General features: G+C 72.5%; 24 protein-coding genes and 1 pseudogene. 10 read left to right on the top strand and 15 right to left on the bottom strand.

The window, feature by feature from the left end; genetic code table 11:
- From B4E97_RS13305 to mshA, 3 genes are all read right to left on the bottom strand, one after another.
- The coding region (locus B4E97_RS13305; RefSeq protein WP_286960178.1) for a phosphoglyceromutase at positions 1–629 on the bottom strand (629 nt) is incomplete at its 3' end.
- A 9-nt stretch (positions 630–638) separates the two neighbouring features.
- Positions 639–1,274: a YbjN domain-containing protein gene (locus tag B4E97_RS13300; protein ID WP_376783703.1), complete on the bottom strand. Its 636-nt coding sequence runs from the start codon at positions 1,272–1,274 to the stop codon at positions 639–641.
- Entirely contained in the window at positions 1,271–2,521 is a 1,251-nt protein-coding gene (gene mshA, locus B4E97_RS13295) for a D-inositol-3-phosphate glycosyltransferase (protein WP_286957016.1), read from the bottom strand. The genes B4E97_RS13300 and mshA overlap by 4 nt, the downstream gene beginning before the upstream one ends.
- Before the next feature lie 152 nt (positions 2,522–2,673).
- Here mshA and B4E97_RS13290 point away from each other — a divergent pair, with 152 nt between their 5' ends.
- Entirely contained in the window at positions 2,674–3,465 is a 792-nt protein-coding gene (locus B4E97_RS13290) for a class I SAM-dependent methyltransferase (protein WP_286957021.1), read from the top strand.
- A gap of 89 nt (positions 3,466–3,554) precedes the next feature.
- On the opposite strand, the gene B4E97_RS13285 is transcribed toward B4E97_RS13290, so the two are convergent.
- On the bottom strand, positions 3,555–4,634 hold the full coding sequence (locus tag B4E97_RS13285; protein ID WP_286960177.1) for a LacI family DNA-binding transcriptional regulator: 1,080 nt from the start codon (positions 4,632–4,634) through the stop codon (positions 3,555–3,557).
- Between the two features lie 139 nt (positions 4,635–4,773).
- Between B4E97_RS13285 and B4E97_RS13280 the strand changes: the two genes are divergently transcribed.
- Positions 4,774–5,967: an MFS transporter gene (locus tag B4E97_RS13280; RefSeq protein WP_286960175.1), complete on the top strand. Its 1,194-nt coding sequence runs from the start codon at positions 4,774–4,776 to the stop codon at positions 5,965–5,967.
- Positions 5,968–6,037: 70 nt separating this feature from the next.
- Here the strand turns inward: B4E97_RS13280 and B4E97_RS13275 are convergent, their stop codons facing one another.
- From B4E97_RS13275 to B4E97_RS13225, 11 genes are read right to left on the bottom strand one after another with little or no spacing between them, the layout of a single operon-like run.
- On the bottom strand, positions 6,038–6,856 hold the full coding sequence (locus tag B4E97_RS13275; RefSeq protein WP_286960174.1) for an alpha/beta fold hydrolase: 819 nt from the start codon (positions 6,854–6,856) through the stop codon (positions 6,038–6,040).
- On the bottom strand, positions 6,850–7,167 hold the full coding sequence (locus B4E97_RS13270; protein ID WP_286960173.1) for a DUF2516 family protein: 318 nt from the start codon (positions 7,165–7,167) through the stop codon (positions 6,850–6,852). Before B4E97_RS13270 ends, B4E97_RS13275 begins: the two co-directional genes overlap by 7 nt.
- Positions 7,168–7,184: 17 nt before the next feature.
- On the bottom strand, positions 7,185–7,610 hold the full coding sequence (dtd, locus tag B4E97_RS13265; protein ID WP_239261386.1) for a D-aminoacyl-tRNA deacylase: 426 nt from the start codon (positions 7,608–7,610) through the stop codon (positions 7,185–7,187).
- 46 nt (positions 7,611–7,656) lie between these two features.
- Complete coding sequence (locus tag B4E97_RS13260; RefSeq protein WP_239261384.1) at positions 7,657–8,592, bottom strand: hypothetical protein; 936 nt, start codon at positions 8,590–8,592, stop codon at positions 7,657–7,659.
- Positions 8,589–9,092: a helix-turn-helix domain-containing protein gene (locus B4E97_RS13255; protein WP_019286956.1), complete on the bottom strand. Its 504-nt coding sequence runs from the start codon at positions 9,090–9,092 to the stop codon at positions 8,589–8,591. The genes B4E97_RS13260 and B4E97_RS13255 overlap by 4 nt, the downstream gene beginning before the upstream one ends.
- A gap of 54 nt (positions 9,093–9,146) precedes the next feature.
- A complete protein-coding gene (locus B4E97_RS13250) occupies positions 9,147–9,971 on the bottom strand; it encodes a 3-keto-5-aminohexanoate cleavage protein (RefSeq protein ID WP_019286955.1) in 825 nt (274 codons plus the stop codon).
- 46 nt (positions 9,972–10,017) lie between these two features.
- Positions 10,018–11,061: a YgfZ/GcvT domain-containing protein gene (locus B4E97_RS13245; RefSeq protein WP_286960170.1), complete on the bottom strand. Its 1,044-nt coding sequence runs from the start codon at positions 11,059–11,061 to the stop codon at positions 10,018–10,020.
- Positions 11,033–11,533 carry a Fur family transcriptional regulator gene (locus tag B4E97_RS13240; protein ID WP_019286953.1) on the bottom strand — a complete coding sequence of 167 codons (501 nt, stop codon included), beginning with the start codon at positions 11,531–11,533 and terminating at the stop codon, positions 11,033–11,035. The genes B4E97_RS13245 and B4E97_RS13240 overlap by 29 nt, the downstream gene beginning before the upstream one ends.
- The gene (locus tag B4E97_RS13235) at positions 11,530–12,033 is read right to left on the bottom strand and encodes an FABP family protein (RefSeq protein WP_029211044.1); all 504 of its coding nucleotides are present in this window, start codon (positions 12,031–12,033) and stop codon (positions 11,530–11,532) included. The genes B4E97_RS13240 and B4E97_RS13235 overlap by 4 nt, the downstream gene beginning before the upstream one ends.
- 42 nt (positions 12,034–12,075) lie before the next feature.
- Complete coding sequence (locus tag B4E97_RS13230; RefSeq protein WP_286960168.1) at positions 12,076–13,023, bottom strand: hypothetical protein; 948 nt, start codon at positions 13,021–13,023, stop codon at positions 12,076–12,078.
- A gap of 15 nt (positions 13,024–13,038) precedes the next feature.
- Positions 13,039–13,314 (bottom strand): MoaD/ThiS family protein, encoded by a 276-nt coding sequence (locus B4E97_RS13225; protein WP_019286951.1) that lies wholly within the window; start codon positions 13,312–13,314, stop codon positions 13,039–13,041.
- Between the two features lie 82 nt (positions 13,315–13,396).
- On the opposite strand from B4E97_RS13225, the gene B4E97_RS13220 reads away from it, so the two are divergent.
- From B4E97_RS13220 to pstB, 8 genes and pseudogenes are all read left to right on the top strand, one after another.
- Positions 13,397–14,161, top strand: a complete 765-nt coding sequence (locus tag B4E97_RS13220) for a winged helix-turn-helix transcriptional regulator (protein WP_029211047.1) — start codon at positions 13,397–13,399, stop codon at positions 14,159–14,161.
- 44 nt (positions 14,162–14,205) lie between these two features.
- Positions 14,206–15,042: pseudogene (gene mshD / locus B4E97_RS13215) on the top strand (mycothiol synthase); the annotation flags it as partial.
- A gap of 96 nt (positions 15,043–15,138) precedes the next feature.
- Complete coding sequence (locus B4E97_RS13210) at positions 15,139–17,403, top strand: RNA degradosome polyphosphate kinase (RefSeq protein ID WP_372490206.1); 2,265 nt, start codon at positions 15,139–15,141, stop codon at positions 17,401–17,403.
- Positions 17,404–17,445: 42 nt separating this feature from the next.
- Positions 17,446–18,456 (top strand): NUDIX hydrolase, encoded by a 1,011-nt coding sequence (locus B4E97_RS13205; RefSeq protein WP_019286947.1) that lies wholly within the window; start codon positions 17,446–17,448, stop codon positions 18,454–18,456.
- A 235-nt stretch (positions 18,457–18,691) separates the two neighbouring features.
- Entirely contained in the window at positions 18,692–19,837 is a 1,146-nt protein-coding gene (pstS, locus tag B4E97_RS13200) for a phosphate ABC transporter substrate-binding protein PstS (protein ID WP_019286946.1), read from the top strand.
- A gap of 116 nt (positions 19,838–19,953) precedes the next feature.
- Positions 19,954–20,958 carry a phosphate ABC transporter permease subunit PstC gene (pstC, locus tag B4E97_RS13195; protein WP_286960166.1) on the top strand — a complete coding sequence of 335 codons (1,005 nt, stop codon included), beginning with the start codon at positions 19,954–19,956 and terminating at the stop codon, positions 20,956–20,958.
- A complete protein-coding gene (gene pstA / locus B4E97_RS13190) occupies positions 20,955–21,854 on the top strand; it encodes a phosphate ABC transporter permease PstA (RefSeq protein WP_019286944.1) in 900 nt (299 codons plus the stop codon). The genes pstC and pstA overlap by 4 nt, the downstream gene beginning before the upstream one ends.
- A 22-nt stretch (positions 21,855–21,876) precedes the next feature.
- Complete coding sequence (gene pstB, locus B4E97_RS13185) at positions 21,877–22,653, top strand: phosphate ABC transporter ATP-binding protein PstB (protein WP_029211051.1); 777 nt, start codon at positions 21,877–21,879, stop codon at positions 22,651–22,653.
- Positions 22,654–22,666: the final 13 nt, after the last annotated feature.

Genomic DNA, 22,666 nt, shown 5'->3' with positions numbered 1-22,666 from the left:
ATGCCGGTCGGGATGTTGAGGCCGGCGATGTCGTCGTCGCTGATGCCGTCGAGGTGCTTGACCAGGGCGCGCAGCGAGTTGCCGTGCGCGGCGACCAGCACGGTCTTGCCGTCCTTGAGGTCCGGGACGATGTCGGACTCCCAGTAGGGGATCATCCGGGCGACGACGTCCTTGAGGCACTCGGTCTTGGGCATCGCGTCACCGAGGTCGGCGTAGCGCGGGTCCCCGGCCTGGCTGAACTCGTTGTCGTCGGCGATCTCCGGCGGCGGGGTGTCGTAGGAGCGACGCCAGAGCATGAACTGCTCCTCGCCGTACTGCTCCTTGGTCTGCTTCTTGTCCTTGCCCTGCAGGTCGCCGTAGTGGCGCTCGTTGAGGCGCCAGGACCGCTTGACCGGGATCCAGTGGCGGTCGCACTCGTTGAGGGCGGCGTTGGCGGTGTTGATCGCGCGACGCAGCAGCGAGGTGTGCAGGATGTCCGGCAGCAGCTCGGCGTCCTTGAGCTGCGTGCCGCCGGAGACGGCCTCGGCGCGGCCCTTGTCGGACAGCTCGACGTCAACCCAGCCGGTGAAGAGGTTCTTGGCGTTCCACTCGCTCTCGCCGTGGCGCAGGAGGATCAGCGTGTAGGTCATGCTCCGACCCTATCCTTCGTGGACGGAGCCCTCACCCGGTGCCTCGCCCTGCGGACCGGTGTCCAGGATGTGGCGGAAGGCGTCGAGGTTGCGGGTCGACTCGCCCCGCGAGATCCGCCACGCCCACTCCTTGCGCATCGAGGTGATGAAGCCGATCTCCAGCAGCTCGTCGAAGGGCTCGTCGGCCGCCTCGAGGACGGTGCCGAGCAGCTGGTCGAGGTAGGCCTCGTCCACCCCGGCGAGCGGGACGTGCGAGGTGACGTAGACGTCTCCCGAAGCGTCGATGGCGTAGGCCACGCCCGCCATCCGCAGGTTGCGCCGCAGCAGGGTGCGGTAGAACCGCTCGTGCGCCTCGTCGGCGTTGCGGATCACGAACGCGCTGCCGGACAGGCCGCGCTCGCGCACCAGCAGGGACAGCACGGTCTTGAGCTTGTGCTCCCCCGGCAGCGTCACCACGACCTCGCCCTCGCGCGCCCCGCGCTCCCACTCGAGCTCCTGCCCGGTGACGAAGGCCTCGACGGCGGCGAGCACCTTGGCGGTGTCAGAGGTGTCGGAGGTGTCAGAGGTGTCGGGGTCGGCAGGGCTGGATGCAGGGCTGGTGGTGAGGCTGGTGGTGGGGCTGCTGCTGTGCACGTCGTCGGTCACGAGGCCAGGCTACGTCGTCGGGCGAGGACGTCCTGATAGACGGCGACCAGCCGGTCGGTGGTCGCCTCCCACGAGAACGCCTCGGCGTGCCGGGCGGCTCGAGCCCGTATGCCGGGGAGGTCGCCGTGGTCGAGCAGCGACGCGATGGCGTCGGCCCAGGCACGCGGGTCGTGCCCGTCCACGAGCACGCCCGCGTCACCGACCGCCGTCGGGAGGCCACCCACGCGGGTGGCCGCGAGGGGCGCGCCGCACGCCAGCGCCTCGACGGCGACCAGCCCGAAGGACTCGTTGTAGGACGGGACGGTCACCACGTCGGCCGCCCGGAACCAGTCCGCCAGCTCGGCGCGGGTGCTCTGCTGGTGCCAGACCATGTGGTCGCCCACCCCGAGCTCGGCGGCCAGGCGTCGCAGGAACTCCGGGTCGCCATACCCGCCCCCGCTGTCACCGCCGAGGACGGCGACGCGCAGCCGTGGCCGCAGCTCGGGACGACGGGAGAGCAGCTCGGCGGCGGCGCGGACGAGGACGTCCGGGGCCTTGAGCGGCTGGATCCGCCCGACGAACAGCAGCAGCACCGCGTCCGACGGCAGCCCCAGCCGGGCTCGTGCCTCGCCCTGGTCGCCCGGGTGGAAGACGTCGAGGTCGACGCCCGGGGGGACGACGGCGACGCGGTGGGGCGCAGCGTCATACAGCTCGATCAGCTCGCGGCGCTCGATCTCGGTGTTGGCGACCAGGTGGTCGGCGGCCGCGACGACCTGCTCCTCGCCGATCTCACGACCGGGAGGCTCGGGCGAGTCCCCTTGGGCCAGCTGGAGATTCTTGACCTTGGCCATCGTGTGCATGCTGTGGACGAGGGGCACCTGCCAGCGGTCGGCGGCCAGCCAGCCCACCTGCCCGGACAGCCAGTAGTGCGAGTGGACGAGGTCGTAGTGCCCCTCGGGGTTCATCGCCTCGGTGCGCATGACCCCGGCGGCGAAGGCGCACAGCTGGCCGGGGAGGTCCATCTTGCCGAGACCCTCGAAGGGGCCGGCGGTGACGTGGCGGACGGTGACGCCGTCGTCGAGCCGGACGGCGGGCGCCTGGCGACCCGAGGTGGCGCGGGTGAAGACGTCGACCTCGATGCCGCGGCGCGCGAGGCGGCGGGCGGTCTCGGCGACGTAGACGTTCATGCCGCCGGCGTCACCTCGGCCCGGCGTCGCGAGGGGTGACGTGTGGACGCTCAGCATCGCGACGCGGTACAGCCCGGGCATGAGACCTCCGTGGGTGACGACGGGTGGCGTGCCGACGGAGACGCCGAGCGCTGCCGCTCGCGACAACCGGCCGGTGCCGGGCGGCATTCCCCTCGTGCGGGGCAGCGCGCGTGGATGTCCGGGGCGGGGTGGGCGCGACCTAGGCTGGACCGGTGGCCCGCACCTCCCCCATCGGCACCGTGACGCGCGGGACGACCAACCCCAACCGGCTGCGGCGCTGCGACCGCTGGCTGGCCGGCCCGCAGGCCTGGCGGCTGAGGTCGGCGGCCGCGTCTCCGATCGCGGTCGACCTCGGGTATGGCGCCTCCCCCGTCACCGCGGTCGAGCTGCACGAGCGGCTGTCGGCCGTGCGGCCGGACGTGCGCGTCGTGGGCATCGAGATCGAGCCGTCCCGCGTGGAGCTCGGTCGGCCGCTGGAGGTGCCGGGGCTGTCTTTCCGCCTGGGCGGGTTCGAGGTGCCCCTGGACGGCGAGTCCGCCACGGTGGTGCGGGCGTTCAACGTGCTGCGGCAGTACTCCGAGGAAGAGGTCCCGGACGCGTGGGACCGGCTGTGCTCGCGCCTCACGCCCGACGGGCTGCTGGTGGACGGGACCTGCGACGAGATCGGGCGGCTCGCGTCGTGGGTCGCCCTCGACCGCTCGGGTCCGCTGTCGCTGACCTGCTCCTGGCACCTGCGGGGCCTGGCCCGGCCGGGTGTGGTGGCCGAGCGGCTGCCCAAGGCGCTGATCCACCGCAACGTGCCGGGCGAGCGGGTCCACGACTGGCTCTCCGCGGTCGACGCGGAGTGGGCCCGGCAGGCGCCGCTGGCGAGCTATGGGGCGCGACAGAGGTTCGTGGCGGTGGCGCGCGGGCTGCGCGAGGCGGGGTGGCCGCTGCTCGACGGGCCGGCCCGGTGGCGGCTGGGCGAGCTCACTGTCGCGTGGTCCGCGGTCGCCCCGTCCTGATCCGCCTGGCTTCGTCACACCGGCCTGGCTTCGTCATACCTACCTCAGGTCGTCACATCGGCCTGGCGTGCCACGTCGGGCGAGTGTGACTACCTCGGGTAGGTCGTGGTGCCGAGGCGGAGATGGGTCGGGTGCACCTGGTCGGGCACGTCCTCGCCGTCGAGGAGACGCCGCACCATGTCACCGAGATGGCGCCCCTTGCCCCGCCCGTCCTGCTCCACCGTCGTGAGCCGCCCCTCGAACCACGGCAGCTCGACGCCGTCGAAGCCCACGACGCTCAGGTCCTGCGGCACCGACAGCCCCCGGTCGGCCGCCGCGCGGATCACCCCGGCCGCCAGCAGGTCCGACTGGGCCACCACGGCGGTGGGGCGCGGCGAGACGTCGAGCAGGAGCGCGGCCGCCTCGGCCGCGCCGTCGATCGACAGGCTCGCCGACTGCACCATCGGGCGGTCCGGGCCCATCCGGTCGACGAACGCCAGCGCCCGGTCCCGCGCGTCCGGGTAGGTCGCCGCCTCGATGTCCGCCACCGTCACCGGTCCGGTGCGAGCGCCGGGATCGAGCGGCATGGCCAGCATCGCGACGTCCCGGTGGCCGAGCTCGAGCAGGTGGTCGACCAGGGCGGCGGTGGCGCCGCGGTCGTCGATGCGCAGCTGCACGACCCGGTCGTCGGCCGGGGCGCCCGTGCCGAGCATCGGGATCCCCCGGGCGGCCACCTGGTCGACGAGCGCGGAGGTGGTGGGACCGCACAGGGCGAACACCAGCGCGTCCAGCGCCTGTCCCGCCACGAGGCGGGCCGCGTGGGAGGCCTCCCCCGGCGCCTCCGGCACGAGCAGCATCCCCATCCCGAGCTCGTCGAGCGCCTGGCCGAGGCCGTCCAGCACGGAGACGGCGTAGGGGTCCTGGAAGGCATAGCCGAGCGTCCCCTCGAGGTGCACCCCGACCACCCCCGACCGCCCGTGCCGCAGCGACGAGGCGAGGGGGTCGGGCCCGGCATACCCGAGGGCCTCGGCCGCCTCGCGCACCCGCTCCGCCGTCGCCGGGGAGACGCCCTGCTTGCCGCTGTAGACGAGCGACGCGGTCGAGATCGACACGCCCGCCTGGTCGGCCACCTCGCGGAGGGTGGGCCGGCGCTGGGGCGAGCGCGTCGTGGATTGACCGGTCCGTGCCATGTCGGCAAACTAATCGAAACGATTCGATCGAATCGATTCGATTCGATCGCACCCCGCAGCGATGCTCCAGACGCCAGGCCCCACCGCCGTATGACGCCGCCGAGCCACGGCCAGACCACACCATCCCGGAGGACCTCACATGACCACCACGACCCTGTCCCCCGAGCGCGTGCGCCAGGCCGTGTGGGCCGTGGTGGCGGTCTTCGCGGTCAACGGCATGGGCTTCGCCACCTGGTCGTCCCGGATCCCCGCCATCAAGTCCTCGCTCGGGCTCGACCCCGGCCAGCTGGGCGTGCTCCTGATGTGCGTGTCGGCGGGCTCCCTGCTGGGCCTCCCCGCCGCGGGCAGCATCACGGCCCGCATCGGTGCCGTCCGCACGGTCATGTCCGGGCTCGCGGTGTTCTGCGTCGGGCTGGTGGTCCTCGGCGTCGGCACCGACCTCGCGCACTCGGCGATCGTGGCAGGGGTCGGGTTGTTCCTCGTCGGCCTCGGCATCGGCACCTGGGACGTCTCGATGAACATCGAGGGCGCAGCGGTCGAGCAGCACCTCGGGCGCGCGATCATGCCGTGGTTCCACGCCGCGTTCAGCGGCGGCACGGTGCTGATGGCGCTCGCCGCGGCGGGCCTCGCCTGGGCCGGCGTCCCGGTCTGGGTGCACCTCACCGGCGTGGCGCTGCTGTGGCCGCTGCTCGGCTGGCTGTCCGTCCGCGGCTTCCTCCCCCGTGCGGTGGAGGAGGCGGACACCGAGGCCACCGACGACGAGGCCCGCCCGTCCAGCACCTCCGCGTGGCGCGAGCCGCGCACCCTGCTCATCGGCGTCGTCGTGCTCGTCGCCGCCATGACCGAGGGCACCGCCAACGACTGGGTGTCCGTCGCGCTCGTCGAGGGCTACGACCTGCCGCAGTGGGCCGGGATCCTCGGCTTCGCGACCTTCCTCAGCGCCATGACGATCGGACGCCTGCTGGGCACCTCCGCGCTGGACCGGTACGGCCGGGTGCCGGTGCTGCGCGTGCTGTTCGTGATGGCCGCGATCGGCTCGCTGGTGGTCGTCTTCGGCGGACCGGTCCTGGCCTTCGTCGGCGCAGCGATCTGGGGCGTGGGAGCCAGCCTCGGCTTCCCGGTCGGTATGTCGGCCGCCAGCGACGACCCTCGTCGGGCCGCGGTGCGGGTGAGCGTCGTCTCGACGATCGGCTACCTGGCGTTCCTCGCCGGCCCGCCGTTCCTGGGCTTCCTGGGCAACCACGTCGGGGTCCTGCACTCGCTGCTGCTGGTCGGCGGTCTCGCCGTGATCGCCCTGCTGCTGGTCCCCGTGACCCGCGAGCAGCGCGACTGACGCGACTGACGCGACTGACGCGACTGTGCGGACGGTGCGGACGGTGCGGACGGGCACCTGGCGACCAGGGTCAGGAGCTCAGGAAGCCGCTGACCAGGGTCCGCACCGTCGCCCGGTGGGCCCACAGCAGCCCGCCCGCCGGGAGCACCTCGACCCGGGCCTGCGGCAGCAGCTCGCCCAGCCGGCGCGCGACCGAGGCGGGGTGGATCACGTCGTCCTCCTGGCCGACCACCAGCACCGGGACCGTCACCCGCGCCAGGAGTGCCACGTCCGGCACCGCGACCTGACCGGGGACCGTCGTGAGCGCACGTCCGATCCCCACCGCGCTGAGCCGCCCCGCGACGACCTCGTCGGCCATCTGCTCCGCCCAGGCGTCCGCCGCCGCGCCCGGGGCAGCCGACCCCGCGCCGCCGTCCCCCCGGTAGAACTCGACGGCGGCCGCGCGGTCCCCCTCGGCGATGCGGCGGCCCAGCCGCTGCAGCTCGTCGACGCCCGGTCCCCGGCGTGGCCGGTCGAGCCCCGCGGGCAGCACCAGCACCACCCGCTCGAAGCGGTCGGGATCGTCGCAGAGCAGGCGCAGCAGCGCGCCCGCGCCCAGGCTGACCCCCAGCGCGCGCGTGGCCCCCACCTCGTCGGCGACGGTCCGCAGCTCGGCGGCCAGGTCGGCATACGACCAGGGCAGGTCGGGCACGACCGACCGCCCGTGTCCCCGGAAGTGGAAGAAGGTGCGCGCCCCGCGCACCCCCGATGCGAAGGGCCGCGTCGTGTCGATGGAGGAGCCGGCGCCGTGCGAGAAGACCGTCGCCGGCTCGCCGCGGCCGACGGTGAGCAGGTCGAGGGGGCCGGCCGGGCCGGCCACCTGCGCCAGGCGACCGGCGGGGGTCACCACGGGCCGTAGGGGCCGTCCTGACGTCCCCGGCCCTGGACCCGCTGGAGGGCCGGGCGGACGTCGACCCAGTAGACGATGATGGCGATGGCGGCCAGCAGGCCGAGCAGGTGCAGCACGCCGAAGGCCCCCGCGACCAGCGTCGCCACCACGATGATCGCCAGCCAGGCGCCCTTGGAGAGCTTGCTGGCCGCCGGGAACGCGTCCGGACGCGTCGTGGCGACCTGGATGCACCCGACCACGCCGGCGACGACGGCCGCGAGCTGGAGCAGGGTGGCCACCAGGCCTTGGAAGGAGAAGGTCAGCTGGTCCACGGGGGTCAGCCTACGGCTCAGACCTCCACGATCACCGTGAACGGACCGTCGTTGACCGAGGCGACGTCCATCATCGCGCCGAACCTGCCGGTCTCGACGGTCACGCCGACGGCCCGGACGGCGGCCACGACCTGGTCGAATACCGGCTCCGCCACCGGGCCCGGTGCCGCCGCGCTCCAGGACGGTCGACGCCCCTTGCGCACGTCGCCGTAGAGCGTGAACTGGCTGACCAGCAGCACCGGGGCCCCCACGTCGAGGACCGAGCGCTCGTCCCGCAGGATCCGCAGCTCGGTGAGCTTGCGGGCCATCGTCGCGACCTGGTCCGGCCCGTCGTCGTGGGTCACGCCGAGCAGGACGAGCAGTCCCGGCTCGGTGATCTGCCCGACGACCTCGCCCTCGACGACGACGCTGGCGGCGGTCACGCGGGAGACGACGGCACGCACGCAGGAGACTCCTCGAGGTGGGGGTGCGGGTGGTGGCTGGGCGGCGTCAGGACTGAGCGGCCTCGTCGACGGACGCCTGGACCGGGGCGGAGGTCGTCGTGCCCGTCGCCGGAGCCGTCTCGGTCGCGGCGGCGTTGCCCGAGGACGCGGCGACCGGGTCCGCAGCCTTGCGCGAGGGACGGGTGGACGCCTTGCGCGCCGTCGTCGAGGGCGACTTGCGGGCCGAGGTGGTGCCGCTGCCCGACTCGCCGGCGGCGGCCTTGGTGGTGACCGACGCGCGCGAGGGGCGCTTCGAGGCGGGCTTGGTGGCCGCCTTGGGCGAGCTGGACGACGCCGAGGACACCGAGGACGCAGGCGACGTGGCCGAGGCGTCGGTCGGCGTGACGTCCTCGACGGTCGTGGCGCGCCGGGTGGTGCGGCGGCGCGGGGTCGCGGGCGCGTCCTTGGCGCCGGCAGCGGCGGCGGCGGCCCGGACGTTCTTGGCGGGCGCCGTCTCGGGCTGCTCGCCCTCGACGACCGTGCCCTTGACGGTGACGGCGGCGCTGTCCTTGCGTCCCATCGCCTTGTCGGCGAAGCCCTTGACGGTGGCGGCGGTCCCGGCGGCCACCTTGACGGTGGACTCGGCCCGCGCGGTGGCCTCCTTGACGCGCTTGTCCTCGCGGATGTCCTGCACGCCCTGGCCGACGACGCGCTGGCCGCGACGGGCCATCTCGTCATACGCGTGCGAGGCGAGGCTCGCGACGGTGAGTCCCTGGTTGAGGGCCTGCTCGGGAGCGTCCTGGGCGGCCTTGCCGGCCTTGGCGGCGGCCTCCTGGGCGTCGGCGCCGGCCTTGGCGACGCGGTCCTCGAGGTCCCTGCGGACCTGGTCGGCCAGGACCTCGACCTGGGCCAGCGTCTTCTTGAGCTGCTCGATCGCCAGGTCGGCGGCACCGACGGCGGCATAGACGGGTGCGGCTGTGGGCTTCTTGCGGGACGGGCTCATCGGGTGCTCCTCGTGCGTCGGGTCGTTGCGTGTGCTCGGACGGGTGGGGTCGGGGGCGGGTCGGCCTCGTCGGTCGGCTCGGTGGACTGGGTGGACTCGGTGGCCTCGGAGAACTGGTGGTAGAGGTCCACCAGGGTGCGCCGCTGGCGAGCGCTCAGCCCCGGGTCAGCGGTGATGGCGTCGACGACGGTCGGGAGGCCCGGATGCCGACCGTCACGGGCGTCCGCGTGGCCCTGGGGATCGGAGCCGTCGCGCGGCCCGTCGAGGAAGCCGGCGCGGACGTAGAGCGACTCCGCAGAGATCTGCAGCCCCTTGGCCAGGGCGTTGAGGATCTCGGCGGAGGGGTGGCGCAGGCCGCGCTCGATCTGGGAGAGATAGGGGTTGCTCACCCCCGCGAGCTCCGAGAGCTGGCGCAGGCTGAGCTGGGCCGCCTCGCGCTGCTCGCGCAAGTAGGCACCGAGATCCGTGACGTGGATCCGGGAGACGGGTAGCCGTGCCATGTCTCTCAGTATGCTTGCAGTTGCAAGCACAGGGCAACTCTGGCAAGCAGTGAGTCACGCCACGCGCAGCAGGGCGCGCGCCTCGGCCGCCGTCATCGCGGGGCGCTGCATCAGCTCGGCGAGCCGCACGGCCCGCTCGACCAGCTGCACGTTGTGCTCGACCTTGACCCCGCGCGCGAGCAGGAGGTTGTCCTCCATGCCGACCCGCAGGTGGCCGCCGGCCGCGAGCGTCGTCGCCATGATCGGCAGGTGGCCCCGGCCGATGCCGGTGGCGGACCACGAGGTCGTCTCCGGGGGCAGCGCCGCCACGCCGGCCAGGAGCGCCTGCGGCGTCGCCGGAGCGGCCCCGGGCACGCCGAGGACGAAGTCGCAGTGCACCGCACCCCCGTGGGGCAGGCCGCACTCGTCGATCAGCCGCCGTAGCGCGTGCACGTGCCCGAGGTCGAACAGCTCGAACTCCGGCACCACCCCGAGGTCCTGCGCCTTGACGTAGAGGTCGCGCATGAAGGGATAGGGGTTGAGGAAGGTCCCGTCGCCGAAGTTGGTGGTGCCGCAGGTGAGCGAGCAGGAGTCGGGGCCGGCGTCGAGGACCGCCAGGCGCGCCTCGAAGGGGTCGGTGATCGCGCCCCCGGTCGACAGCTGCACGATCAGGTCCGTCGCCTCGCGCAGGGCAGCCACCGTCTCGGTCAGCCGGCCCACGTCGAGCGTGGGCTCGTGCCGGTCGTCGCGGACGTGCACGTGGATCAGGCGCGCGCCAGCGTCCTCGCAGCGGCGCGCCGTCTCGACGAGCTCGTCGAGGGTGGTCGGCAGCGTGGGCACGTCGGTCTTGCTGGACTCGGCCCCGGTGGTGGCCACGGTGATGAGCGTCGACGCTGACATGGACCCATCGTGGCACAACCACGACAGATCGTCCCGGACAGGGTCGTCAGCGCGGCACGATCTCCTGCTGAGACGCACTGATGCCGGAGATCGTGAGGTCGACGTCGGTCGGGGTGTTGCGCTTGAGGACGACCAGCCCGATGGGCCCGTCCTCGTGGTGCCGCGCCACGGAGGTCAGCCGGCCCACGACCCGGCCCTCGACCTCGACGGCGGCGTCCCGCTCGGGGAGCACGTGCCCGGAGCCGTCCAGGTGGACGAACGCGAGACGACGCGGCGGCCGGCCGAGGTTGTGGACGCGAGCCACGGTCTCCTGACCCCGGTAGCACCCCTTGTGCAGGTGCACGGCCGTGCGGAGCCAGTCGAGCTCGTGGGCGATCGTGCGGTGGTCGGTCTCGAAGCCCAGCCGCGGGCGCCACGCGGCCACGCGCAGCGTCTCGGCGGCCCAGGTCCCCGCGAGCGGGCGGTCCGACATACGAGCCACGAGCTCTCCCCGGGGCACGATCACCTCGCGCCAGGCGCGCTCCTCCCCCGGGTGGCCGACGATCGGGCCGTATGGCGCCGAGTCCGGCCCCATCAGCGGCCAGGGGTCGCACCAGGTCGGCGGCTCGCCCTCCGCGCCCTCGCTGCGGATGGGCTCGCCGACCACGGCATACCGGTCGGTGACGTCCGTGACCTCGACCCGCAGCATGAACTGCATCGAGCGCAGCCACGCCACCAGGGCCGGCGCCGTGCCGGGCTCGACGGTGATCCAGGTGGTCTCGCCGTCGTCGACGAGGTGCAGGGCGTGCTCGACGTGACCCTTGGGGCTGAGGACCAGGTCCTCGGCCGAGGTGCGCGCGGCCAGCGTCGAGACGTGCTGGGTGGTGATGGAGTGCAGCCAGGTGAGCCGGTCCGGCCCCGTGACCGTCACGACCCCGCGGTGGGACAGGTCGACGGCGGCGAGCCCCTCGACGAGGAGCCGCTGCTCGCGCAGGGGGTCGCCGTGGTGGGCCGCGACGCCGGCGTCCTCACGGTCTCCCGCGACGGCGCCGGGGCGGTCGAGCAGGGGCGAGCGGTAGGTCTCAGGCCCGGTGCTGGTGGGTGTGGTCATGCTGGTCGGTCCCTCCCTGGTCGGGGATCTCGGTGCGGCCCGGTGCGCAGCGCGCGCACCAGCCGTGCACCGGCAGGTGGCGCAGGTCGGCCACGAAGCCGTCGCGGTCGTAGACCGCCTCGGCCAGCTCGTCGGCCACCGCGAGGGGTGCCTCGGTGATGGCGCCGCACCCGTTGCACACGAGGTGCAGGTGCGTCGCGTGCTGGACGAGGTGGTATGTCGGGGCGCCCTCGGTCAGCCGGGTCGCCGCGACGACGCCCAGCTCGGTCAGGGTGTCGAGGTTGCGGTAGATGGTCGACAGCGGGAGCGCGTCTCCCCCGTCGCCGTCCACCTCGCGCGACAGCTGGTCCGGGGTCGTGTGCTGCAGGCGGCCGATCGCCGCGAGGACGCGCCGACGCTGCGACGTGACCCGCAGGCCGTGGTTGCGGAAGATCGCGTCGACGTCGGCCGGGTCGTGCGGGGACGGGGTCAAGAGACCCTCTTGAGCTGCGCCGACAGGTGCGTCTGCAGGGCGTGGCCCTCGGCCGCCATGTCCATGGCCCAGAACAGCTCGCCGTTGACGTAGCCGTACATCCGCGAGCCGGCGGAGTACTCCTTGGCGTGCGGGGAGCGCATGACGCCGTCGGTCTTCATGATCAGGCGGGCGGGCTCGACGGTGCCGTAGTACATCTCGACGATGCCGGTGCTGTGCGCCAGGAGCAGCTCGCACTCCTTGGACTCCTCACCCACGGGGCGCAGGAACCCGAGCTCGGTGGCGCGGGGGCGGACCTTCTGCCCCTGCTCGTCGAGCTCCCAGGTGTGGGAGTGCCACTCCAGGAAGGGGCGGCCGTCGTGGCGGATCTCGAGCTCCTGCCCGAACCGGCCGTCCTCGATCGTCGGGTAGGAGAAGAGACCGACGCCCTCCCAGCGTCCGATCATCCAGGCGAGGGGCAGCAGCTCGGAGGGCAGGTCGGTGGGGATCTCGAAAGGCACGTCCCCGACTCTACCGCCGACGGGCCGCGCCGGGCCTCCCCGTCAGGGTGCCAGGAGGTGGCGGGCGGCCGTCTCGACGAGCGGGCCGACGACCAGGACGGAGGCGACCCCGCTCACCGCCTGCGCACGCAGGCTGACCAGGGCGGGCAGCGGGGCGAGGACGACGCGGAGCGCCAGGCTCGCGGCGGCGCACGCCGCACCGAGCAGCGCGCACCACGGCAGCGAGGCGTCGACCAGGGCTCCGACGACCCCGCCGGCGACGGCACCGGCCAGCAGCGCCGACGGGGCCAGCGCGGTGAACCAGCGCGCCCGGTGGCACAGCCACTCCGCCCCGGCCGCGCAGGCGAGCGCGGCCCAGGCCGCCACGGCGGCGTCCCGGCCGCCCTGCATCGACGGCAGTGCCACCCAGGTGACCCCCGCCGCGAGGATCCCGAGCGCGAGCAGGGTGCCGGAGAGGCTGACGACGACGCGCGGACGTCCGTCGCGGCGCACGAGCTGGTGGAGGAAGGACACGACGACCCCGACGGCGAGCGCAGCGGGCACCCAGCGCAGGGAGCCCCCATCGTCCGGCAGCGCCACGGAGGCCAGGAGCAGGGCCGCCGAGATGCTGACCGTGACGAGCGTGCCGCGGCGGCTGGGCAGCCCGACGAGCCGGGTCCAGCCGAGGGCGATGACTCCCGAGGCCAGCGCCACCGACGCCACGGTCACGGCGGTCGCCGCACCCCGGGCCGCCACCGCGACCACGAGCAGCGTGGCGAAGGCGACCACCGTCAGGGTCACGGGGGTGCGCGGTGGCAGCTGGCGGACCGTGGTGGGGCGGACGATCTCGAGGCGGCGGCGAGCGCGCTGCGTCAGGTCGTGCCGGACCGCGCCGGCGTGCTCGCGCAGGCCCCGCGGCTCCACCGTCAGGGGTTCGGTGCGCGGCTCCGTCACACGCTGCGCGTCGCTGCCGTCGGCAGGGCGGGGCGTCGAGGGCTCAGGTGCGGGCACGTCTGCATCCTCGCATCAGCCGCCCGCAAAGGGCGGAAGCACCTCGACGAGCGTCGCCCCGGCCAGGGGCGCGTCCCGCTGCACTGCTCGGCCGTCGACGAGGACGCTGCAGGCGGGGATCACGGCAACGAGCCCTGGCCGCAGGAGGGCCGCGGCGTCCAGCGCCTCACGCACGGACGACGCACGGACCAGGTCCTCCTCGACCCCGGCCGCGGCCCGGGCGCCGGCCCAGTAGCGCAGCCGCACCTGGGGCCCCGGCGTCGTCGTGGCGCGGTCGGTCAGCTGGTCCATCGCAGTCCCTCCAGGTCGGCGTGTTCTCGCCCCATGGTCGCATCCGCCGCGATCGACGCCGCAGCGCCTACGCTGACCGGCGATGGCTCAGCTGCTCCTGCTCACCAACGCGCTCACCGCGAGCGCGGAGGTGCTGCCTGCGCTCGGCCTGCTGGCCCACCACGTCCGGGTGCTGCCCGCGGAGCCCGCGGCGCTCATCGACGCACCACGCGCCGACGCCGTGCTGGTCGACGCCCGGCGCGAGCTCGCGGTCGCCAAGTCGCTGTGCCGGGTCCTGCGGGCCACCGGCATCGAGGCGCCCCTGCTCGCCGTGCTGACCGAGGGTGGCCTGGTCGCCGTCAACGCCGAGTGGGGCCTCGACGACATCCTGCTGGACACCACCGGCCCGGCCGAGCTCGAGGCCCGCCTGCGGCTCGTCAGCAGCCGACGCACGGACACCGCCGAGCCCACGGACCGCGCCATCACCTCCGGCGCCCTGACCATCGACGAGGGCGCCTACACCGCCCGGCTCGGCGAGCGGGTGCTCGACCTGACCTACAAGGAGTTCGAGCTCCTCAAGCACCTCGCGCAGCACCCGGGGCGGGTGTTCACCCGGGCCCAGCTGCTGCAGGAGGTGTGGGGGTACGACTACTTCGGCGGCACCCGGACGGTCGACGTCCACGTGCGCCGCCTGCGGGCCAAGCTCGGCCCCGAACACGACGCGGTCATCGGCACGGTCCGCAACGTCGGCTACCGGTTCGACGAGGTCCGTCCCCCGGTCGCCGCTGCCCAGGAGCACCCGGCCGGCTCCGGTCCCGACTCCACGGCGGGCGCCGGCAGGACCGACGCCGGGGCGTCCACGAGGTAGGGCTCCGACCGTCCTCCGCGGTCCTCCACCGTCGTCCGGCCGGCATGTCACCGGTCCGTGGTCCAATGTGCTGCATGAGCGTCGAAGCCCGCAGCGAGCTGTCCCCCGCCGAGGTCGAGGCCGTGGCGGACGTCGTCTCCGCGGCGACGGAGGCGGACGGCGTCGGGCCGCTGTCGGAGCAGGCCCGGCTCGACCTGGCGCGACCCGGCGAGCACGTCCTGGCGACGGTCCACGGGGAGATCGTCGGGTATGCCGGGGGCCCGCCGCACGCCATCGAGCTGGTCGTCGCGCCCGCCGCCCGAGGACGCGGGATCGGCGGGGCGCTGCTGGACGCCGTCCTGCCCGCAGGGCGAGAGGTCGCGGTCTGGGCGCACGGGGACCTTCCGGCAGCGCGGGCCTTGCTGCGCTCGCGAGGCCTCGCCCCCGTCCGAGACCTGCGCAAGCTCGGGCGCCCGCTCGAGCCGCGCGACAGCGAGCGGTCCCCCGTGGTCGTGCCCGACGGGTTCGCCGTGCGCACGTTCCACCCCGGGGACGAGGAGGCCGTGCTCGCCGTCAACGCGGCGGCCTTCGCCCACCACCCCGAGCAGGGGTCGCTGGACCTGACCGGGCTGCGGGAGCGGATGACGAGCCGATGGTTCGAGCCGCAGGGCCTCATCCTGGTGGAGGACGTCTCGAGGCCCGAGCCGAGGCTGGCGGCCTTCCACTGGACCAAGGTCGACCCCGAGGACGCCGGCCCCGGCACCGGGGAGGTCTACGTCGTGGGGGTGGACCCGGCATACCAGGGTCGCGGGCTCGGCGCCCTGGTCACCCGGCTGGGTCTGGACCACCTGCGCGACCGCGGGCTCGAGCGGGTTGTGCTGTACGTCGAGGCGGACAACACCCCGGCCATGGCGACGTACACCCGTCAGGGTTTCACCACGGTGTCCACGGACGTGCAGTACTCGCGCCGCCCCTCGGGGGAGTGCGACGATGGCGCCATGCAGGCTGACGACGCGACCGCTTCGACCACCACCGCCGAGGCGCCGCAGGCGTCCCCATCCCCCGTCGTCGGCCCCGACGACGACCCCAACCGCACGGCTCCGGCGCGACCTCGGTCCTCCGACGGCCGGTTCGTGCGGGTCGCCGCGGATGCGCAGGAGCCCACCGACGAGCTCCCTGACGACCGCTTCCTGGACCGCGAGCTGTCCTGGCTGCAGTTCAACGAGCGCGTGCTGCAGCTGGCCGCCGACCCGGACGTGCCGCTGCTCGAGCGGGCCCGCTTCCTGGCGATCTTCGCCAGCAACCTGGACGAGTTCTTCATGGTGCGCGTCGCCGGCCTCAAGCGGCGCATCGCGACCGGGCTCGCGATCCGGTCGGCGTCCGGTCTCGAGCCCGACGAGCTGCAGGACGAGATCAGCCGGGTCGCCCACGAGCTCATGCTGCGGGCCCACGGCCTGCTGCGCGACCAGGTCGAGCCCGAGCTCGAGAGCAACGGCATCCGCATCGTGCGCTGGCACGAGCTGACCGACGACGAGCAGACCCACCTGTCCGCGGTCTACCGCAGCGAGATCTTCCCCGTCCTCACGCCCCTCGCCGTCGACCCGGCCCACCCCTTCCCCTACATCTCCGGTCTGTCGCTCAACCTGGCGGTGACCCTGACCAACCCCCGCACGCAGGCCGAGCACTTCGCCCGCATCAAGGTCCCCGACCTGCTGCCGCGCCTGCACCAGGTGTCCGCGTCGGGCGAGGTCGACGTCTACCACGTGCGGTTCGTGCCGCTCGAGGACATCATCGCGGCGCACCTCGACCTGCTCTTCCCCGGCATGCAGGTCCAGGAGCACTTCCTGTTCCGCGTCACCCGCAACGAGGACCTCGAGGTCGAGGAGGACGACGCCGAGAACCTCCTCAAGGCCCTCGAGAAGGAGCTCACCCGCCGCCGTTTCGGCCCCCCGGTGCGCCTCGAGGTCGAGGAGGGCATGGACGCGCACGTCCTGGAGCTGCTGGTCCGCGAGCTCGGCGTCGAGCAGCACGAGGTCTACCGCCTGCCCAACCCGCTGGACCTGCGCAGCCTCAACACGGTCGCCGACCTGCAGCGCACCTCGCTGCACTACCCCGCGTTCCGTGCCCGCACGCACCCGGACCTGGCCCCGCGCGAGCGCTCCGAGGCGGGCGACGTCTTCGGCGCCATCCGGCGCAAGGACATCCTGCTGCACCACCCCTACAACTCGTTCAGCACCTCGGTGCAGGCCTTCCTCGAGCAGGCGGCCGCCGACCCCAAGGTGCTCGCGATCAAGCAGACGCTCTATCGCACCTCGGGCGACTCCCCGATCATCGACGCCCTCATCGCCGCCGCCGAGGCCGGCAAGCAGGTCGTCGCCGTGGTCGAGATCAAGGCGCGCTTCGACGAGTCCAACAACATCGCCTGGGCCCGCCGCCTCGAGCACTACGGCGTCCACGTCGTCTACGGCATCGTCGGGCTCAAGACCCACGCCAAGCTGTCGCTGGTCGTGCGGCAGGAGCCGGACGGCCTGCGCCGCTACTGCCACGTGGGGACGGGCAACTACAACCCCAAGACCGCCCGCCTCTACGAGGACCTCGGCGTCCTCACCTGCGACCCGCAGGTCGGCGAGGACCTGACGCGCCTGTTCAACCAGCTCTCCGGCTGGGCGCCGCGCAGCAAGTTCAAGCGCCTGCTCGTGGCCCCTCGCTCGCTCCGCTCCGGGCTGATCGAGCTCATCGAGCACGAAGCCGAGCTCGCCCGCGCCGGCCGGCCCGCCCGCGTCGCCCTCAAGGCCAACTCCATCGTCGACGAGGCGATCATCGACGCGCTCTACCGCGCCTCGCAGGCTGGCGTGCAGGTCGACGTGCTGGTGCGCGGCATCTGCGCGCTGCGGCCCGGCGTGCCCGGCCTGTCGGACAACGTGCGGGTACGGTCGATCCTCGGACGATTCCTGGAGCACTCGCGGATCTTCATCTTCGGCAACGACGGCGACCCCGCCGTCTACATCGGTAGCGCCGACATGATGCACCGCAACCTCGACCGCCGCGTGGAGTCGCTGATGCGCATCACCCGTCCCGAGCACGTCAAGCAGCTCGAGGAGCTCATGGCGCAGGGCATGGCCGACACGACCTCGAGCTGGCACCTGCAGGACGACCGCTGGGTGCGCCACCACCGCGGCGAGGACGGTCAGCCCCTGCTCGACCACCAGGCGGCGCTCATCGAGATGCACCTCAAGCAGCGGCGCAAGCGCACCCGGGTCTGACCTGGGCCGGCACCACACCAGCGAGCACGAGCGAGGAGCGCGATGACAGTCCAGGCACCGGGAGCGGGTGCGGGAGGGCGCGCGTCCGGGGCCGCGAGCGCCGACGCGCCGTTCATCGCCGCGGCCGGCGCCGTCCCCTGGCGGCGACGACGCGGCACCCTCGAGGTGGCGATGGTGCACCGACCTGCCTACGACGACTGGGCGTGGGCCAAGGGCAAGCTCGACGCGGGCGAGGACTGGCCCACGGCCGCCGTCCGCGAGGTCGAGGAGGAGACCGGCCTGCAGGTGCGGCTGGGCCGGCCCCTCCCCCTGTCGTCCTACTCCTTCGTCGACCGCAAGGGCGAGGTGGCCCGCAAGCAGGTGCGCTACTGGGCAGCGGAGGTCGTCGGCGGCTCCGGCGAGCTGCTCAACGAGATCGACGAGGTGGCCTGGCTGCCCGTCTCGGACGCGATGGCGCGGCTCGACTACGCCCGCGACCGCGAGCAGCTCCGCGCCATGGTGCGGTATGCCGCCCAGGGGGCCCTCACGACCTGGCCGCTGGTCCTGGTCCGCCACGCCAAGGCCCGTCCCCGCAACCAGTGGCGCCAGGACGACCGCCTCCGACCGCTCGACGCCAGGGGCGAACGCCGCGCCGAGGCGATCGTGCCCATGCTCGGAGCCTTCGGCGTGAGCCGTCTGGTGACCTCGTCCTCGACACGATGCGTGGACACGCTGGCGCCATACGCCGCCTCGGCCGGGCTGGAGCTCAAGACCAAGGAGGGGCTCACCGAGGAGGCCTTCGTCGAGGACCCGGACCGAGCGGTCAAGCACCTGCGCAAGGCGCTGCAGCGCGGCGTGCCCGCCGCCCTGTGCTCCCACGGCCCGGTCCTGCCGCTGCTGCTGGAGGAGCTCTCGGTGCTCGGCTCGGTGGAGCAGCCGGAGGGCGAGGCGGTCGTGAGCACCCTGCTCGAGGCGGCCGACCTCGGCATGAGCAAGGGTGAGCTCCTCGTCTGCCACGTGAGCGGGACCGGCGAGGCCGCCCGGATCGTCGCCGTCGAGCGTCACCTGCCCTGACCCGGCCTCCCGCACCATGAGCTCGGTCGCAGCGAGTGGCCAGCGCGAGCAGGAGTCCTTAGCTCATTCGGGCGTACCTCCGACAGGTGGGGCCGCGGAATCAGCGCGGTAGACGTCCGGCGTTCACGCGTCGTTCAACTGGGCCAAGCCGCCTGGTCACCCTGCGTCCCTACCTTGGCATCGATGGCGCACCTGCGCCCGATCAACATCTCCTGCTGTGGAAGGTACTTCTAACGTGAAGACTCAGCGTCTTGCCGGTCTGTCGACGATCGCCCTGGCTGGTGCTCTCGCGCTGACCGCGTGCGGTTCCGACAACAACACCTCCTCCGGCTCCTCGAGCGGCGCCTCCTCCTCTGGTGCGTCCTCGTCGTCCGCCGCCTCCGGTGGCGACGCCGACTGCGGCAAGGGCACCCTGAACGCCGAGGGTTCCTCCGCGCAGAAGGCCGCCTTCGAGGAGGCCGCCAACAGCTACCAGGAGAAGTGCTCCGGCACGACCGTCAACTACAACGCGACGGGCTCCGGCGCCGGCATCAAGCAGTTCATCGCCAAGCAGGCCGACTTCGCCGGCTCCGACTCCTCGCTCAAGACCAAGGAGAAGGACGGCAAGATCGAGCAGGCCGAGGCCGACAAGGCCTGCGCCTCCCCCGCCTGGAACCTCCCCATGGTCACCGGCCCCATCGCGGTCGGCTACAACCTCAAGGGTGTCGAGGGCCTCGTCCTCAACGCCGACGTGATGGCCGACATCTTCAACGGCAAGATCACCAAGTGGAACGACCCGGCGATCGCCAAGCTCAACTCCGGCGCCTCGCTCCCGGACAAGGACATCAAGGTCTTCTTCCGCTCGGACGAGTCGGGCACCACGGAGAACTTCACGAAGTACCTCCAGGCCGCCGCCCCTGCCAAGTGGACCGCCGAGCCCGGCAAGAAGTGGACCGGCAAGGGTGAGGGCAAGGAGAAGTCCGCCGGTGTCGCAGGCGCCGTCGCCTCCACCGAGGGTGGCATCACCTACGCCGAGTGGTCCTACGCCAAGGACAACAAGCTGGGCATCGCCAAGGTCGACACCGGCGCGGGCCCCGTCGAGCTGACGGGCGAGTCCGCCGGCAAGGCCGTGGCCGCCGCCAAGGTCGCCGGCGAGGGCAACAACCTCGCGCTCAAGCTCGACTACGCCACCAAGGAGGCCGGGGCCTACCCGATCGTCCTCGTGACCTACGAGATCGTCTGCTCCAAGAACGCCGACGCCGAGAAGGGCAAGAACGTCAAGGCCTTCCTCAAGCACATGTCGTCCGCGGACGTGCAGAAGTCCTTCGAGCAGATCGGCTTCGCCCCGCTGCCCACCGAGGTGCAGGGCAAGGTCTCGACCGCCATCGACGCCCTCAAGTGATCTGACGGAGCCGGGTGACCCAGGGTCCTCCCTGGGTCACCCGGCTCTCCGCCTGTCCGGGACGTCGTCCCGGCCGGGCTCCCCCTCGTAGCACCTCGGACAGTTAGGTAGCACTCGTGTCCTCCGTGACCGGCGTCTCCGCCCTCGACTCCTTGCCAGACGATGACGGTCGTCCGCCTCTGCTCGGCGACCAGGCCTCGACCGGCCGCCTCGGTGACCGGCTCTTCGGTGGCGCCGCCACCGGTGCGGGCGTCCTCGTCATCGCCCTGGTCACCCTCGTCGGCGTCTTCCTGCTCTGGCAGGCCATCCCCGCCCTCGCCAACAACGAGGCCAACTTCCTCACCTCGCGCGAGTGGAACGTCTCGGGCGACAACCCCCGCTTCGGCATCGCGGACCTGCTCTGGACGACGGTCCTCAGCTCGATCCTGGCCATGGGCATCGCCGTCCCCCTCGGCGTCTGCGTGGCGCTGTTCATCACGCAGTACGCCCCGGCCTGGCTGCGCAAGCCGGCCGCGCAGCTGATCGACCTGCTGGCTGCCGTGCCCTCGATCGTCTACGGCCTGTGGGGCGTCGCCCAGTTCACGCCCTTCATCGACCCGCTCCAGCAGAAGCTGCAGCAGTGGCTCGGCTGGTTCCCCCTGTTCCGGGAGACCAGCATCACGGCCACGATCTTCGTCATCAGCCTCGTGCTCGCCATCATGATCCTGCCGATCGTCACCTCGCTGTCGCGCGAGGTGTTCGCCCAGACGCCGGCCCCTCACAAGGAGGGCGCCCTCGCCCTGGGCGCCACCAAGTGGGAGATGATCAAGACGGCCGTGCTGCCCTACGGCCGGCCCGGCGTCATCTCCGCGGCGATGCTGGCCCTCGGCCGTGCGCTCGGTGAGACCGTCGCGGTGATGATGATCCTGAGCACGCTCGCGGTGGGCACGCCGTTCAACCCCTCGATCTTCAACGGTGGCGAGACCTTCGCGTCCCGCATCGCCAACAACGCCTCGGAGTTCGACTCCCCGCAGAAGGCCGGCGCCTTCATCGCGGCCGGTCTGGTCCTGTTCATCCTCACGTTCGTCGTGAACGCGATCGCGCGCGTCGTGATCGAGCGTCGGAAGGCCTTCACCGAATGAGCACCGCCGTCACCGCCAACGAGTCGACCCACCTCGACAAGGCCTCCGGGGGCCGCAAGGCCAAGGACCAGCTGGCCCGGATCATCATGTGGCTGGCCTTCCTGGTCGCCCTGGCCCCGCTCGCGTGGATCCTATACGAGGTCCTGTCCAACGGCCTCGACAACCTGCTCACCAGCACCTGGTGGACCAACTCCCAGCGCGGCATCTCCGTACGCCGCGAGGGCGGCGGCGCCTACCACGCCATCATGGGCACCCTGCTGCAGGGCCTGGTCACCGCGGCGATCTCGGTGCCGATCGGCATCTTCACCGCGATCTACCTCGTGGAATACGGCCGCGGCAAGCTGGCCCGCGCCGTCAGCTTCATGGTCGACATCCTCACCGGGGTGCCGTCCATCGTCGCGGCCCTGTTCGTCTATGCCCTGTGGGTGACGGTGATGGGCTTCAACCGGGTCGGCTTCGCGGTGTCGCTGTCCCTGGTGCTGCTCATGATCCCGACGATCGTGCGCTCCACCGAGGAGATGCTCAAGCTGGTCCCCAACGAGCTGCGGGAGGCGTCATACGCCCTCGGCGTGCCGAAGTGGAAGACGATCGCCTCGGTCGTGCTGCCGACCGCCCTGTCCGGCATCGTGACCGGCGTCCTGCTCGGCCTGGCTCGCGTCATGGGCGAGACGGCCCCGCTGCTGATCCTCGGTCCCTACACCAAGAACATCCACTGGGACCTCTTCGGCGGCAACATGGCCACCCTGCCCACGATGATCAACGAGGAGCGTCAGTTCCTCACCCTCGACGCCGCCCATGACCGTGTCTGGGCCGCGGCGCTCACCCTGATCCTGCTCGTCCTCCTGCTCAACCTGCTGGGCCGCGTCATCGCGCGCTTCGGCGCGGTCAAGAGCTGACCCACCCAGAAAGCGAACTGACATGGCCAAGCGCATCGACGTCGAGAACCTCAACATCTTCTACGGCAAGTTCCAGGCGGTGCAGGGCGTCTCGATGACCATCGAGCCGCGATCGGTGACCGCCTTCATCGGCTCGTCCGGCTGCGGCAAGTCCACCGTGCTGCGCACCCTCAACCGCATGCACGAGGTGATCCCCGGCGGCCGGGTCGAGGGCCAGGTGCTGCTGGACGGCCAGGACCTCTACGCCTCCGGCGTGGACCCCGTCGGCGTCCGCCGCACCGTGGGCATGGTCTTCCAGCGGCCCAACCCGTTCCCCACCATGACCATCCGCGACAACGTCGCCGCCGGGCTGCGCCTCAACGGCGTCAAGAACAAGAAGAAGCTCGACGAGGTCGTGGAGCGCTCCCTGCGCGGCGCGAACCTGTGGAACGAGGTCAAGGACCGTCTGGACAAGCCGGGCGCCGGCCTGTCCGGTGGTCAGCAGCAGCGCCTGTGCATCGCCCGCGCCATCGCCGTGGAGCCCCAGGTCCTCCTGATGGACGAGCCCTGCTCGGCCCTGGACCCCATCTCGACCCTGGCGATCGAGGACCTGATCACCGAGCTGAAGCCGAAGTACACGATCGTGATCGTCACGCACAACATGCAGCAGGCGGCCCGCGTCTCGGACCGGACGGCCTTCTTCAACCTGGAGGCCCAGGGCAAGCCCGGCCGCCTCATCGAGATCGACGACACGACGCGCATCTTCAACAACCCGAAGGAGAGGGCGACGGAGGACTACATCTCCGGCCGCTTCGGGTGAGTGACGGGCCTCC

It is taken from the genome of Arsenicicoccus sp. UBA7492 (assembly GCF_002479615.1).
Taxonomy (GTDB): Bacteria; Actinomycetota; Actinomycetes; order Actinomycetales; family Dermatophilaceae; genus Arsenicicoccus; species Arsenicicoccus bolidensis.
This window is presented reverse-complemented; position numbering and strand designations above follow the sequence as displayed.

Excerpts from the sequence above, each read along its gene's own strand:
- mshA (WP_286957016.1), bottom strand. The coding sequence starts at position 2,521 with ATGCCCGGGCTGTACCGCGTCGCGATGCTGAGCGTCCACACGTCACCC.
- B4E97_RS13285 (WP_286960177.1), bottom strand. The coding sequence starts at position 4,634 with ATGGCACGGACCGGTCAATCCACGACGCGCTCGCCCCAGCGCCGGCCC.
- B4E97_RS13280 (WP_286960175.1), top strand. The coding sequence starts at position 4,774 with ATGACCACCACGACCCTGTCCCCCGAGCGCGTGCGCCAGGCCGTGTGG.
- B4E97_RS13260 (WP_239261384.1), bottom strand. The coding sequence starts at position 8,592 with ATGAGCCCGTCCCGCAAGAAGCCCACAGCCGCACCCGTCTATGCCGCC.
- B4E97_RS13255 (WP_019286956.1), bottom strand. The coding sequence starts at position 9,092 with ATGGCACGGCTACCCGTCTCCCGGATCCACGTCACGGATCTCGGTGCC.
- B4E97_RS13250 (WP_019286955.1), bottom strand. The coding sequence starts at position 9,971 with ATGTCAGCGTCGACGCTCATCACCGTGGCCACCACCGGGGCCGAGTCC.
- B4E97_RS13245 (WP_286960170.1), bottom strand. The coding sequence starts at position 11,061 with ATGACCACACCCACCAGCACCGGGCCTGAGACCTACCGCTCGCCCCTG.
- B4E97_RS13225 (WP_019286951.1), bottom strand. The coding sequence starts at position 13,314 with ATGGACCAGCTGACCGACCGCGCCACGACGACGCCGGGGCCCCAGGTG.
- B4E97_RS13220 (WP_029211047.1), top strand. The coding sequence starts at position 13,397 with ATGGCTCAGCTGCTCCTGCTCACCAACGCGCTCACCGCGAGCGCGGAG.
- B4E97_RS13210 (WP_372490206.1), top strand. The coding sequence starts at position 15,139 with ATGCAGGCTGACGACGCGACCGCTTCGACCACCACCGCCGAGGCGCCG.
- B4E97_RS13205 (WP_019286947.1), top strand. The coding sequence starts at position 17,446 with ATGACAGTCCAGGCACCGGGAGCGGGTGCGGGAGGGCGCGCGTCCGGG.
- pstA (WP_019286944.1), top strand. The coding sequence starts at position 20,955 with ATGAGCACCGCCGTCACCGCCAACGAGTCGACCCACCTCGACAAGGCC.
- pstB (WP_029211051.1), top strand. The coding sequence starts at position 21,877 with ATGGCCAAGCGCATCGACGTCGAGAACCTCAACATCTTCTACGGCAAG.